Source organism: Youngiibacter multivorans (assembly GCF_017873395.1).
Classification (GTDB): Bacteria; Bacillota; Clostridia; order Clostridiales; family Clostridiaceae; genus Youngiibacter; species Youngiibacter multivorans.
The window spans coordinates 45,317-58,920 of record NZ_JAGGKC010000012.1; the positions used below are offsets into that span (position 1 = coordinate 45,317).

Here is a 13,604-nt window from a genome sequence, read left to right on the forward strand (position 1 = left end):
TGTTCAATGAAGAAGAGAATAGTCATAGCACTTGGCGGAAACGCCCTCGGAAACAGCCTTCCGGAGCAGATGATAGCTGTAAAGCACACATCTAAGGCAATAGCTGACCTCATCGAGGAAGGACATGAAGTGGTGATTTCCCACGGCAACGGACCTCAGGTCGGCATGATAAACGAAGCAATGGCAGAATACGGACGCTCCAACAAGGAGCACCCTACCTTCACCCCTCTTTCCGTATGCGTCGCCATGAGCCAGGCATACATCGGCTACGACCTTCAGAACGCTCTGAAGGAAGAGCTCATCGGAAGAGGCATACCAAAATCAGTGGCGACAGTAATTACCCAGGTCAGAGTGGACGCTGACGATCCGAAGTTCCTCAATCCCTCAAAGCCAATCGGACATTTCATGAATGAAGAGGAGCTTGAGTATGCGAAGGCAAACGGCATCCAGGTAATGGAGGATGCGGGCAGAGGTTACAGGAGAGTCGTAGCATCACCGATGCCAAAAGAGATCATAGAGATCAACACGATAAGGAACCTCCTTGAATCAGGAGAGATCGTAATCGCATGCGGAGGCGGCGGGATCCCGGTAACAAGGATAGGCAATCACCTTAAGGGTGCAGCCGCAGTCATCGACAAGGACTTTGCAAGCGCACTGCTTGCAAAGGAGCTGAACGCTGACTACCTCATCATCCTCACCGCAGTAGAGAAGGTTGCAATTGACTTCAGGGGACCTAATGAAAAATGGCTTGACTCCATAAACGTGGAAGAAGCGAAGCAGTACATGTCCGAGGGCCATTTCGCCCCAGGCTCCATGCTTCCCAAGGTCCAGGCGGCAGTTGAATTCGCCTCCTCAGGAGAGAACCGCACGGCTCTAATCACTCTGCTTGAAAAAGCAAAGGATGGAATCAATGGAAAGACAGGCACTTTCATAAAGAAGGCATAAATTATAAGCAGGGCACACGGGAATAATCCCTTGTGCCCTGCTTTTTATTGAGGATATAAGCCATAAGAAAAGCAGCCGGCTTACTGCCTGCTGCCTGCTTTCCTATTCCTTTTCCTTGTCCTTGTCCTTATCCAGATAGCTGTACATGGTATATTTGGATATGCCGAAATAGCTGGATATCTTGTCACCTGACTTTGTTATCAGGAACGCCCCGTGCGAGTCAAGATACTTAATGGCCTTTATCTTGTCCTCCCTGGACATGTAGGCTACAGGACTTCCAACTTCCTTCACTGCACGTTCAATCAGGTCATCCAATAGGCTATTAACATCATGAGGTATATGCCTGGACTCCTTGGATGCAGATGTATCTACCTTCAGGATGTCGCTTAGCTCATTCTGGAACATCACCATCCTGGATATGTCGTAGTTGATTCCCATAATACCTGTTATTCTGCCCTCATCATCACGGATGTATATGGTACTTGATTTGAGCATCTTGCCATCTACCTCCGTAAGGTAGCATAGCTGGTCCTCTACCTCAGACGGGTCCTTCGCCAGAGTCTCGAGGACTACCGATGAAGGTCCGTCCCCTACCTTCCTGTTCGACACATGTCCGTTTTCTATGACTATTATCGAGCTTTCCCTTGTTCCGCCAGCCAGGTCATGAATGACAATCTCGCAATTGCTGCCGAACTGCTTCGCAAGTCCGTTTGCAAGCCGGGACAAAAAATCCATCTTCCAATCCATCAGCGCACATCCTCATCAAATAATTACTTCTATCATACCAATATGGAATCACAAACTCAATTGCCACCTGTCCAATTGTCGCCTTGAACCAGCGTTTTCAGTCATTCTGGTTATCCTGTTGTCCTTCTCTTAAGGTAGCGGCCATCACCTTCAGACCCCAGGAATATGCCATCCTTTACGATTACCCTTCCCCTCTGCATCACAAGCTCCACTTCACCCATGTACTCCATTCCCTCATACAGGGTATAGCCTGCAGCTCCGTGAATGGATTCCGATGTGAAAGTCCCTGATTTCTCAGGATCGATTATGAAGATATCTGCGTCAGCTCCTGGCATTAGATTGCCTTTCTCAGGATAAAGTCCCATTACCTTAGCCGGGTTCAGTGAAGTCACTTCTATGAACCTCTTCATGCTTATTCTCTTTTTCATGACTCCTTCGGAGAACAGGATCCTCATCCTCTCCTCCACTCCGGGTCCTCCATTAGGGCACTTCGTGAAGTCACTCAAGCCGAACATCAGCTTCTCCTCGAAGAAGAACGGGCAATGGTCGGTGCCCACAACCTGCACATCACCGTCAGCTATCCCTTTCCAAAGCGCATCGACGTCGGACTGTTTCCTGAGAGGTGGCGACATGATGTACTTAAGCGCCTCTCCATCAGGGAGATCATACTTGTCTTCTGTTAGTGTCAGGTATTGGGTGCAGGTCTCGACAAAAATATTCCTCGCGCCATTCTTCCTTGCCCTTCTGACCTCCTCAAGGCTCTCTTTAGCGGATATATGGACAAGGTAAAGGTTTGGCCACCCTGCCATCTCTGACAGGCCTATGAGCCTTCCTACAGCCTCTGACTCGGTCAGGTTTGGTCTGCTCATTGCATGGTAGATGGCTTCGCTCCTGTTTTCCTCAATGAAAGTCTTCCTGAGGTGTTCAATCTTCTCATGGTTCTCGGCATGAACTGTAAGTACTCCTCCGGTCTTCTTCACTGCCTCCATCGCCCTCAGTATTTCGCTGTCAGACAGCCTGAAGTCATAGGTCATGTAGGCCTTGAAGCTGGGGATCCCATCCCGTGTCATTTCCTCAAGCTCCTGGAGCACCTTGTCGTCCACATGCTGCAGGACCCCATGGAAGCCGTAATCTATGACTGCCTTTCTGTCTGCAAGTCCATGATAGACCTCCTCCTGGTGCCTCAGGCTGCAGCCTTTAGGCCCGAATGCCATATGGTCCACTATGGTGGTGGTTCCTCCGCATGCAGCGGCTATGGTGCCTGTATGGAAGTCATCAGCCGCCCTATGGGATCCGGCCTGCAGGTCGAAATGGGTGTGTACATCGACCCCGCCCGGAAGCACCAGCCTTCCTCCCGCATCGATAACCTCAGCGCCATCAGACGTAAGGTCAGGTCCCAGAGCCTTTATCCTTCCTTCGCTTATGAGTATATCGCACTTTACGGTACCTTCAGAATTTGCCACAAGTCCGTTCCTTATGATGGTATCCATGTTTTACCCCCATGAATTTGAATATGGCAGGGACATTTCTGTCCCTGCCTTCAGTTTCCAGCTTACTTCAATTATGATGCTTTTCCTATTTCCTGTCGAGGTCTTCCCTTTCCTTCTGCTCCTGTACTAATGATTTCTTTGGAATCACTATGTTGAGGATCAGTGACATGAGCGTCGCGATTACGACAGGCGACTTTCCGAAAACCATGAGGAACCATGCAGGGAACATGGCAAGGGATGCAGGAACCTGCGTCATACCCATACCAAGAGCAACCGACAGGCCTACAATCGACATGTTCCTTGTTGAGAGCTCGTCCTGGGTTATAAGCTTGATTCCTGTCATGGTGATCATTCCAAAGACTGAAATGGTAGCACCTCCAAGGACTGCATAAGGTATTGTTGTCATAAGGGCACCGAACTTCGGTATGAATCCTGCAGCTATGACTATGGATGCAGCTATGATGAACACCCTTCTTGCAACAACCTTTGTGCTTGCTACTATTCCAACGTTCTGGCTGTATGTGGCTGTAGGAAGTCCTCCGATTATGGCTGCCACGAAGCTTGAGATACCATACGATATTATTCCGCCTGAAAGCTCGTCGTCAGTGACCTCCCTGTTCATTCCTCCGACTGTGGTTGATGAGAAGTCTCCCACCGCCTGTATGGAGTTTACTATGTACATTACCACCATTGATATTATCGCTGTAGGCATGAACTTGATACCGAAATGCAGCGGCTGTGGAAGAGCAACCCACTTTGCGGTCTCAAGGGGAGCGAAGTTGACTATTCCAATTGCGAGCGAAAGGGCGTAGCCTGCAGCTATACCGACAAGGATCGATGCAAGCTTGAAGATCCCCTTACCGAAATTGTTGCAAATTAATACTGTAGCCATTACCACAAGCGCTACCGCCCAGTTTGTAAGTGACGCATATGTAGGCTGCCCGACGCCTCCTGCCATGTAGTTTATTCCAATCGGGTAAAGCGAAAGACCGATGGTAAGGACAACGGTACCCGCAACTATCGGCGGGAAGTATTTCCTTATTGGCTTTATGAAGAATCCCATTAGAACTGCAGCAAGAGAGCCTACTAGCTGTGCTCCGAATATTGCGGCTATCCCATATTCCTTTCCGATTGCAAGCAGCACCGGTATGTACGAGAAGGATATTCCCATTATGACCGGAAGCTTTGCTCCAATCCTCTTGAATGAGAAAATCTGCATGAAGGTAGCAAGTCCGGCAATGAACATACCCGTCTGTACAAGGAGAGTCCTCTCGTCAACTGATAGTCCTGTAGTCGCAGCAACCATTATGGAAGGTGTGACATTTCCGACTATCATCGCGAGAACATGCTGTATTCCAAGAGGGACTGCCTTTCCCCAGGCAGGCTTACCGAAAAAATCAAATAGAGAAGTGTTTGTCGTGTTTTTGCTGTTCATAAATTCACTTCCTGTTATTATTTTGGATTGTCAACATTCTGGCATATCGATTCATTATATCATCTAATCGAGAACAATTATCGATGATTCCTAGTTTCAGGATGCATCTTTGCAGCCTGAAACACTTACTAATACTCTACAGCCTCTCCCAGAGCCTCTTCGAGACCTCCCTGGATTTAGCCATGGTCTTCTCAAAGTCTATCGTCGTCAGTATCCTGTCCTTCATTACGAATCTGCCGTTTATCATGGTATCCCTTACCTGATAGCCGCTCATTCCGAATATTGCATGTCCTGCAAGATTGTTTCCGTTCATCGGAGTAAGAGGGTCATAATCAAGAGTTATGATGTCTGCACAGGCATTTTCCCTGAGTATTCCAAGCTCTGTTCCAAAGACCCTGCCGGCAATATCCCTGTTATTTTCAAACTGCATCCTGAAGGCTTCCATGAAACCAACCTGAGGATCCTTCAGGGCATGGCTCTGAAGGATCTTTGCAACCTTAAGGGATTCGAACATGTCATTGGTGTATGCGTCAGTACCAAGACCTACCTTTATCCCCATTCTCATCATCTTCACCACAGGCGAAGTACCAACGGCATTCCCCATGTTCGATTCAGGATTGTGGACAACATTGCAGTTAGTCTCCTTAAGAATCTCAAGCTCCCTGTCGTCAGCATGAACGCAGTGGATTGCCAAGGACCTGTCAGAAAGTATCCCGAATTCCTCGAGTCTTTCAACTACCCTTTTGCCATGGTCCCTTACGCACAGGATCTCGTCATCGATCCCTTCGGCAACATGGATGTGGTAGCCAGCATCCAGGCCTTCCATCTCTGACCTTGCCTTGTCAAGTGTGCCGTCCGACAGTGTGAAGGATGCGTGCATCCCGAACATTCCCTTAAGCATGCCGCTCTCGTCTTTCCTGCACGCCTTTATGAATTCGATGTTTTCCCTTATGCCTTCCTCTGCAGCCTCCATTCCGTCACGGTCCGAGGTCTCGTAGCAGAGTGATGCCCTGACGCCGAGTTCCTTAGCCGCCTCACCTATGGTGAACAGGCTGTCCCTTATATGGTATGGGCTTGCATGGTGGTCGACGACAGTCGTGACACCAAGCCGTATCGATTCAGCCATTGTTCCGTAAGCGCTATATCTCGTATCCTCAAGCGTAAGGTGCTTGTCAATGTGCCACCACATGTTCTCAAGAATCTTCAGGAAATCAGGCGTAGGCTTTCCGAGATTCAATCCCCTTGCAAAGGCGCTGTATATGTGGGTATGCATGTTTATCATCCCCGGCATTATCAGGCGTCCTTTGACATCAGTTACCTCCTCATCAGGATACATTTCCCTGAGTTCCCTGAAGTCCCCGACCTTTTCAATCCTGGTACCTTTTACAAGGACTCCTCCGTTCTCATAGAACGGATTGTCCTTGTCCCAGGTTATCACTCTTCCGTTTCCGATGATCATATCCTTACCTCCCGTCCATATCCAGCAGGTAATGCGGATATCTGTCAAGAAGTGAGCTTATTATGCTCATTACCTTCGGCTCAAGACCTACCGGCCTTCCCTCAAATTCTTTTACGTTGCCTTCAGGGTCCCTGTACGTTATGGTATTCCCGTTCTTCAGGATTCCGGTATTCCTTGAATCCATGAAATCCTCCTTTGTCCAGAACACAGTGAACTTGTCCCTGTAGGGCTCCCCTGAATGCGGACAGAAGAATGTGCAGTTTCCACACTCATTGCACATGCCGTCTAGATGGACGATCTGGTGAAGATTGCTGAAGCCTTCAGCATCGATTGCCACATTCGCCCTGTTAGGACATACCTCCGTGCAGATTTCGCATATGTCGTGGCACCTGAGGCATCTGCTGCCCTCTTCCTTGGAATTCAGGCTCTTCCTCAAAGCACCCTTTGCGATGTATATGTCCATCGGCTTCATTTCCAGCCTGAACTCCTTGAAGTCATCCTCTATGCCTTCTCTTCCAAGGATCTCACGTGCTGCTGCCTTTCCATCGGCAGATGCGCTTACCATTGCTCCTGAGCCTGTCCTGCATTCTCCAACGTAGAATACATTGCTCTGCTCCGGCTTTCCCTTGTACCTTGCCGTGAACGAATCTCCATTGACAAGCACATCGAAGCTTCCAGCTTCTTCAAGGGAATCAATAACCTCTATTCCTTCCTCCGAAAGATGTGCCTTCTCATCAAATGGTACCCAGTCTGCACTTTCTCCATATGTTCCAAGAATAGCTACTGATGTTACCTTTTCTTCTCTCTTCAGGACCCTTGCCGTATCAATAGCCTGGAATCCGCTGCCTGCTACAAGTACTGTTCCTGCCACATCAAGCTTTCCAGCCTTTGCAGCCTTAAGTATCTCAGATGCCTGCAACACTTGCCTTCCTTCAAGCTCCCCCTTGCCTTCGGCATGGAGAACTGGACCTGTTGCTACTACCACATAGTCATACTCTTTGGAAAGAGCTTCAAGGTCATGCTTTTCACCGCAACTGAACCTGAACTCCACTCCAAGCCTTTCAGCCAGTCTGAAGTCCCTGTCAATCGCCTCGTCAGCAATCCTAAAATCCGGTACAAGATACCTTACCTGTCCGTATGCCTTTTCTTCCTTTTCCAATACTACGGTCTTCATGCCGTTTCTCTGAAGGAAAAGGGCTGCGGACATTCCAGCAGGTCCTGCACCTATAACCAAAGCCTTCTTCTCTGACTTAAGAGCAGAAGCTGCCAAGCTTTCTATGAAGCTCTCCTGGGCGTTGTCTGAAACGAGCTTTTTCATCGACCTTATCTGCAACGTCTTATCGTAGTCAACCCTCGTGCAGTGGCTCTGGCAGGGATGGCTGCAAATATTGCCAAGTATCGATGGTGATGGATTATCCTTTATTATGACAGAAAAAGCCTTTCCAAAATCACCTCTGCCCGCCAGCTTAAGGTACTCTGGTATGTTCTGCTCGAGAGGGCAGCCGCCGTCCTTGTGCGGAGTGCTAACTCCGCCCACGCATGGAGCCTTGAAGCAGTCGAAAACAGGAAGCTTCGATCCTGTCTTCCTTGAGAGCGTTCCTTCCCTGAAATCCTTCCTGATCCTCTCATCTGAAAGTACAGTATCTGAAAGTGCTTCTAGCTTTTGAAGGTCAATGTCCCTGTAGGTACCTTCAAGCTTCCTGGAAGTAGTAGATGCGATCTGGCTCAGCCTTGCGTAGCCGCCAGGCTTCAGGAGCGTAGTGCACACCGTCACAGGCTGTATTCCTGTATCAAGCAGCTCCTTCATGTTAAGCGCATCTGCTCCGCCTGAAAATGCCATTGGGAGCCTGCCTTCAAATGCTTTGCCGAGCTTTCTCGCAACTTCTATTGAAAGGGGCAGCAGGGATCTTCCGGACATATACATCTCTTCTCCCGGCAGCTCTTTTCTTTCTACCCTTACTGGGAAGGTGTTGGTGAGCTTCACTCCGCATATGAGGCCTTTAGCCTTTGCCTTTTCCATCAGCCTTTTCAGCATTGCTACAGCTTCATCGAACTGGAGGTCCTCCTTGAAATGATGGTCGTCAAATGACAGATAACCATAACCAAGGCTGTCAAGCAGCTCCCTTGCATACTCATAGCCTAACAGCGTAGGGTTGCACTTGATGAAGAGATTAATCCCCTTCTCTTCAAGAAGATATGTGGCTATCCTTTCTATCTCTAAAGCAGGACAACCGTGAAGAGTTGAAAGCGCCAGCGTAGTGCAGACAGTGGGCGAAATAGCGTCTATGTCGCCTGCTGTGAAGCTTGAAAACAGTCCTTCCTTCTCTTTAAGTGTTTCAAGGCACTCACTGAAGAACGGCACCTTTCTCGCATCCTTAAGCCCTTCGATGAATGAGTCTATCTTTTCGGTCTTAATTCCCTCAAGGTCGTAGCCCACGCTCATGTTGAAGGCGAAGTCCTTCACATCACTGATACCGAACTCCTTCATGGCCACATGGCAGAGTATCCATGCCTTGATGTACTCCCTATGTGCCTCTTCCACCTTAAGCTCAGTGGACCATTCCACATTGTAGCCCTCGTCCTCTGAGTTTATGCAGGGTTTAGCAATGGCTTCCCTCATGAATTCACCGTCAAGCTTCTGGACTGTCTTAAGCTCGATGAACCTTCCACCTGCAAGATATGCGGTAAGTATGTTCTGCGCAAGCTGCGTATGAGGTCCTGCAGCAGGTCCGCTGCCTGACCCCAGATTTATCCCGAATGCAGTCCCCATCCGTGCCTTGTCTTTGCTTATATAGAACTTGTTCTTCTGAAGGCCGAATACCTTGCCTTCATCCCTGTATTCCTTCATCATCCATTCGAGAAGGTCCCCGAACGGTATGGTTCTCATTCTGTCTCCCATTTTCTCTCCTTACCCGGTTCCATAGCTTGCCCGAAAGCTTAACGCCTAATTGGCAAACCGGCAATCAAAAATGCAGCTTTATGTATTATCTTTCCTTCAGTTCCTGCAGGAGCTCGCTGTCATGGCCGAGCCATACGATTTCCCTGTACTTCTTGGGGTCAGTGTCGCCTTCTGTGGAGAACAGAAGCACCCTTGAATTCTCGTCGAGCTTAAGGTTCTTCCTGTACTCAGCATAGCTTTCATCTGTCATTATCCTGTAGAGAGCTCCTAGCGTCACAGCGCCTGATTCGCCTGAAATGACTCTGGTGTCCGTGCCTACCGGATTTCCAAGCACCCTCATTCCGTCAGCCGCCACATAGTCAGGGCACGACAGAAATGCTGTGGAATAGTTCTTTATGATGTCGAAGCCAAGCCTGTTCGGTTCTCCGCACGCGAGTCCTGCCATAATGGTCTGCATGTCTCCGCCGACAGATGACATCTTGCCTTCCTTCGCTGAAAGATAGTAGCAGGCTGCCTCATCCGGTTCGACCACTGTCGTCACTGGCACATCATCCGGGTATTCCATAGCAAAGAAGCCCTGTACCGCTCCTGCAAGGGAGCCAACACCCGCCTGTATGAATATGTGGGTAGGCCTTTCAACTCCAAGTGACTTAAGCTGCTCCTTGGCCTCAAGCGCCATGGTGGCATAGCCCTGCATGATCCACGTAGGTATGTCAGTATAGCCTTCCCATGCTGTATCCTGGACCACAAGCCCGTTATGCTCATCTGCATACTTTGCAGCAAGCCTTACAGCATCGTCATAGTTCATGTCAGTTATGGAAGCATCCGCGCCTTCAGCCTGGATGTTTTTAAGCCTTATCTCCGACGAGCCCTTCGGCATGTATACCACTGACTTCTGCTTCAGTCTGTTTGCTGTCCACGCCACACCTCTGCCATGGTTTCCATCGGTTGCAGTTACAAATGTCACATCTCCGGCTGCTTTCCTGACTTCTTCCGAAACCATCTTGTCATATGGCAGCTCTGATATGTCCTTGCCAACCTTCTGTGCAAGGTAGCTTCCCATGGCGTATGAACCTCCAAGGACCTTGAAGGCGTTCAGCCCAAACCTGTAGGATTCGTCTTTAACGTATATCCCCTTGAGATTCAGTCTTTCTGCAAGGCTGTCCAGTGCCACCAGAGGCGTAACCTCATATTCCTTGAAGCTTTCATGGAAGCTCCTGGCCTTTTTGACCTCGTCAGATGCCATGAACCTTGCGGATACTGTCCTGTCCTCGTCCTTGGTGAATGTGTTAAGCAGCAGCTTGATCTTCTCGCTCATTTCTTATACTCCTTCTCTCATATTGACCTCGTGCGTCGCCTGCCTCCTTAACCTGTCATTCAAGGCGTACAACTGCAGGGCTTATCTTCCGGAAAAAGCCCTTTCATCCGGTCACATCACCTTAGATAACAGCAATTCCAATGCCAAAATTTTCTCAAAGAACGGAAAAAGCAAAAATATCCCATATATTTACCTTTATCAACATAATATCATATGAAACAAGACCATATTGTTAATATTTTCATTCTGGATTGCCGATATGATTTTGTGGGATTGTAATTTTACAATTACTTTACCCGGACTTTCCAATAAAAAAATTATCAAAATGAGAACAAATTCTCATTTTGATAATTAAATAATCTCCATTTTGCCCTGTTTGGCAATCGATTTCATTTCTAGATTTTACAAATCCATTGGCATCAAGGGTTTTTATCATTTTGATAAATTTCTCCGAGCTTTCTGTAGAGGGTAGCTATGCCTATACCAAGCACCTTTGCTGCCTTCTTCTTACCCTCGGTTGTCATACCGTACATCTCCAGAACGTTTCTGATGTGCTCGTCTTCAAGTTCTTTGAGTGTCCTGGAATCGCTTCCCTGCCCTTTTGATTCCCTGGTTTTACTGCCAAGGATGATCCCTTCAGGAAGCGTATCCTTCATTATCATACCTGACGAGCCTGCCATGGTTACCATATACTGGATTATGTTCTCGAGTTCCCTCACATTGCCTGGCCACTTGTATTTCTTCAGGAGCTTCATGGCTTCCCTGTCTATTCCTGTTATGTCCTTGCCGAAAAGAGCATTGTACTTTGTGAGAAAGGTTTCAACAAGAAGCTCCAGATCCTCTCCCCTGTTCCTTAGCGGCGGGACCTCTATTGGGATTACGTTAAGCCTGTAGAACAGGTCCCTTCTGAACTGGCTCTGCCTTATCATCTCCTCGAGGTTCCGGTTTGTGGCTGCGACTACCCTGATATCGAGGTCTATGGTCTCGTTTGACCCCACCCTTGAGAAGGACCTCTCCTGAAGCACCCTCAGTACCTTTGTCTGAAGATAAAGAGGCATGTCCCCGATTTCGTCAAGGAACAGCACACCCTTGTTTGCGAGCTCGAACTTACCTATTCTTCCTCCGGGACTGGCGCCAGAAAACGCACCCTTTGCATACCCGAAAAATTCGCTCTCGATGAGGGTCTCAGGTATTGCCGAGCAGTTGATGCCCACAAATGGCTGGTCCCTCCTGTCGCTTTCAGCGTGTATTGCCCTTGCTATTAGCTCCTTTCCGGTTCCGCTCTCTCCCCTTATGAGGACGGTGGAGCCGGTCTTTGCAACCTTGGCTATGGTATTCTTTATTTCCTTCATGACATCGGATTCCCCGATGATATTCTCCATGGGAAGAAGCCTGGTCTCTGACGTAAGCGCGTATGCAGAGCTCCTTACCTCCTTAATTGTGGAGAATATGAAAAGCTTCCTGTAACCCTTGTATATTGGAGCAAGCTCAAGCACTCTTCCCATGACCTTGTAGGACCTGCCACCTATCCTTATTGCGTACTCATCGGCATTGCCTATACCGCTGGCACCTTTCCTGGCATCAAAAGTCTTTCCGAGAACCTTCACCTCGGCTTCCACTCCCAGCTTTCCCATGGCCTTCTGGTTGATATATGCTACGCTTTCCGTGTCATCCACGACTATGACTCCGTTCTCAATGTTGTCGAGTATGTTCTTGAGCATCGAAATACTAGCCAGGTTATTCTCATAGCTTCTGTTCTCCTGAACCTTGGAGGCTATGAGGTCGCTGATCTGGTTCAAAAAATCCACGTGAGAATCGAGGTTGTTGCTGATGTAGCTCTTCTGTTCCTCTGTGGTGCAGACAAGGCCGATTACACCTATCTTATCTCCATCTGACATTATAGGAGTAGCGATCTCCATGGTCTCTATACATTCGCCCCTTGAGTTGCAAAGCCTGCAGATTTCGTTCTCCCTTGGGAAATCTATTACCCTGTGGCGTCCTTCCCTGAGCACCGTCTCGTATACAAGTCCCTTGGAGAAAGTATTGATGTCGTCTTTGAACCTTCCGGTCCCCGCTATCTTCTCCAGGTTGTCATCAACTATCTCGACATCCACATTAAGTACGCCGGCTATGACCTCGGCATACTTTGTCACAGAGGACTGTATCTGCTTAAGGTAAGACCTTTTTTCGAAAGGAACACTCAAATCTCCATCCCTGTTCATTTGACAGCTCCGCCTGCACTCGCCAGCCTGTCCTTCATGCTGCGAAGCTCTTTTCCGTTCTTTACCTGCAGTATCTCAGCCAGTATTGCGACAGCTATCTCTCCCGGAGTTCCGTTGGAAATGTCAAGACCTATGGGGAGATGCAGAGTCTTCAGGCTATCCTCGGAAAAGCCGCTTTCCTTCAGAAGTGAAAGTGTCTCCAATGCCTTCTTTCTGCTGCCGAGCCCTCCAAGATAAGCATACTTTTCACCAAGGCATGCCTTGTAGGCCTCCTGGTCCAGCATATGTCCCCTTGTGGCGACAACTATGTATGTGTTCTCCCCGAAGGGTATCCTGACCTTTGCCTCAGTAGGCTTCAGACCTATGAATTCCTTTATCCCGGCGTATGCTGGAAGTTTCGCAAATTCCTCCCTGTCATCAGCAACATATATGTTGAAGCCAAGTGGCTTCGCTACCTCAGCAAGCTTCTCGCCTACATGCCCCGCACCGAATATGATGAGGTTCGATGGCGGATTGAAATACTTGACGAAGCCTTTGACATCTCCACCACATACCATGGCCAGCTCCCCCTTCTCAACAAGTGAATACTCAAAGCCGAAATGCTTTCCTTCTCTCATTCCTTCAAGTGCCCTTGTAACAACCTGGAATTCCAGGTTACCTCCGCCTATGGTTCCGGTCCTTCCACCCTCAGCATCCACTGCCATGATCGACCCCGTCACACCCGGAGTCGAGCCTTCATTCACCTCAAGAAGTATCATGGCGCACTTCCTGCCAGTCTTTAACCTGTCTGTCAAGAATTCCAGAACATCTGTCTCCATATCTATCAACCTTCCGTATTTCCGATTCTTATCATAATGATAATCCATCCTGGAATATAGTTCAACGGAGAGTACCAGGTTATTAACAAACCCTATGACAAGGATTTCACAGCTTATTGAGTTTTCGTTTTCATAATGATATAATTAGCGCGATTATAAGTGTCATTCGTCTCCATGGTTGCATTCCGGGCTGAAGTGGAGACCTTAACCCGCTTTTTGCTGCGCTGTCAAAATCATTTTGTAATCATTTACATAAGGTTTGACAGCTGTC

At 48.4% G+C, this 13,604-nt stretch carries 9 protein-coding genes; 1 reads left to right on the forward strand and 8 read right to left on the reverse strand.

Going from position 1 to position 13,604, the window contains the following annotated elements; genetic code table 11:
- The first annotated feature begins 6 nt into the window (after window positions 1-6).
- Window positions 7-945, forward strand: a complete 939-nt coding sequence (arcC, locus tag J2Z34_RS08440; RefSeq protein WP_209459424.1) for a carbamate kinase — start codon at window positions 7-9, stop codon at window positions 943-945.
- Window positions 946-1,047: 102 nt separating this feature from the next.
- On the opposite strand, the gene J2Z34_RS08445 is transcribed toward arcC, so the two are convergent.
- The 8 genes from J2Z34_RS08445 to J2Z34_RS08480 all read right to left on the reverse strand — a co-directional run bounded on the left by J2Z34_RS08445 (window position 1,048) and on the right by J2Z34_RS08480 (window position 13,333).
- The gene (locus J2Z34_RS08445) at window positions 1,048-1,692 is read right to left on the reverse strand and encodes a helix-turn-helix transcriptional regulator (RefSeq protein ID WP_209459425.1); all 645 of its coding nucleotides are present in this window, start codon (window positions 1,690-1,692) and stop codon (window positions 1,048-1,050) included.
- Between the two features lie 110 nt (window positions 1,693-1,802).
- Complete coding sequence (hydA, locus tag J2Z34_RS08450; RefSeq protein ID WP_209459426.1) at window positions 1,803-3,182, reverse strand: dihydropyrimidinase; 1,380 nt, start codon at window positions 3,180-3,182, stop codon at window positions 1,803-1,805.
- A gap of 85 nt (window positions 3,183-3,267) precedes the next feature.
- Window positions 3,268-4,617, reverse strand: a complete 1,350-nt coding sequence (locus J2Z34_RS08455; RefSeq protein ID WP_209459427.1) for a uracil-xanthine permease family protein — start codon at window positions 4,615-4,617, stop codon at window positions 3,268-3,270.
- A gap of 136 nt (window positions 4,618-4,753) precedes the next feature.
- The gene (gene ssnA, locus J2Z34_RS08460) at window positions 4,754-6,076 is read right to left on the reverse strand and encodes a putative aminohydrolase SsnA (RefSeq protein WP_209459428.1); all 1,323 of its coding nucleotides are present in this window, start codon (window positions 6,074-6,076) and stop codon (window positions 4,754-4,756) included.
- Between the two features lie 4 nt (window positions 6,077-6,080).
- A complete protein-coding gene (gene ygfK, locus J2Z34_RS08465) occupies window positions 6,081-8,975 on the reverse strand; it encodes a putative selenate reductase subunit YgfK (RefSeq protein ID WP_209459429.1) in 2,895 nt (964 codons plus the stop codon).
- Window positions 8,976-9,060: 85 nt separating this feature from the next.
- Window positions 9,061-10,293 carry a diaminopropionate ammonia-lyase gene (dpaL, locus tag J2Z34_RS08470; RefSeq protein ID WP_209459430.1) on the reverse strand — a complete coding sequence of 411 codons (1,233 nt, stop codon included), beginning with the start codon at window positions 10,291-10,293 and terminating at the stop codon, window positions 9,061-9,063.
- A 419-nt stretch (window positions 10,294-10,712) separates the two neighbouring features.
- Window positions 10,713-12,515, reverse strand: coding sequence for a sigma-54-dependent Fis family transcriptional regulator (locus J2Z34_RS08475; RefSeq protein ID WP_209459431.1), 1,803 nt, complete (start codon window positions 12,513-12,515; stop codon window positions 10,713-10,715).
- The gene (locus J2Z34_RS08480; RefSeq protein ID WP_209459432.1) at window positions 12,512-13,333 is read right to left on the reverse strand and encodes an XdhC family protein; all 822 of its coding nucleotides are present in this window, start codon (window positions 13,331-13,333) and stop codon (window positions 12,512-12,514) included. The genes J2Z34_RS08475 and J2Z34_RS08480 overlap by 4 nt, the downstream gene beginning before the upstream one ends.
- Between the last annotated feature and the right edge of the window lie 271 nt (window positions 13,334-13,604).

Excerpts from the sequence above, each read along its gene's own strand:
- dpaL (WP_209459430.1), bottom strand. The coding sequence starts at position 10,293 with ATGAGCGAGAAGATCAAGCTGCTGCTTAACACATTCACCAAGGACGAG.
- hydA (WP_209459426.1), bottom strand. The coding sequence starts at position 3,182 with ATGGATACCATCATAAGGAACGGACTTGTGGCAAATTCTGAAGGTACC.
- J2Z34_RS08455 (WP_209459427.1), bottom strand. The coding sequence starts at position 4,617 with ATGAACAGCAAAAACACGACAAACACTTCTCTATTTGATTTTTTCGGT.
- J2Z34_RS08475 (WP_209459431.1), bottom strand. The coding sequence starts at position 12,515 with ATGAACAGGGATGGAGATTTGAGTGTTCCTTTCGAAAAAAGGTCTTAC.
- J2Z34_RS08445 (WP_209459425.1), bottom strand. The coding sequence starts at position 1,692 with ATGGATTGGAAGATGGATTTTTTGTCCCGGCTTGCAAACGGACTTGCG.
- ygfK (WP_209459429.1), bottom strand. The coding sequence starts at position 8,975 with ATGGGAGACAGAATGAGAACCATACCGTTCGGGGACCTTCTCGAATGG.
- ssnA (WP_209459428.1), bottom strand. The coding sequence starts at position 6,076 with ATGATCATCGGAAACGGAAGAGTGATAACCTGGGACAAGGACAATCCG.
- J2Z34_RS08480 (WP_209459432.1), bottom strand. The coding sequence starts at position 13,333 with ATGGAGACAGATGTTCTGGAATTCTTGACAGACAGGTTAAAGACTGGC.
- arcC (WP_209459424.1), top strand. The coding sequence starts at position 7 with ATGAAGAAGAGAATAGTCATAGCACTTGGCGGAAACGCCCTCGGAAAC.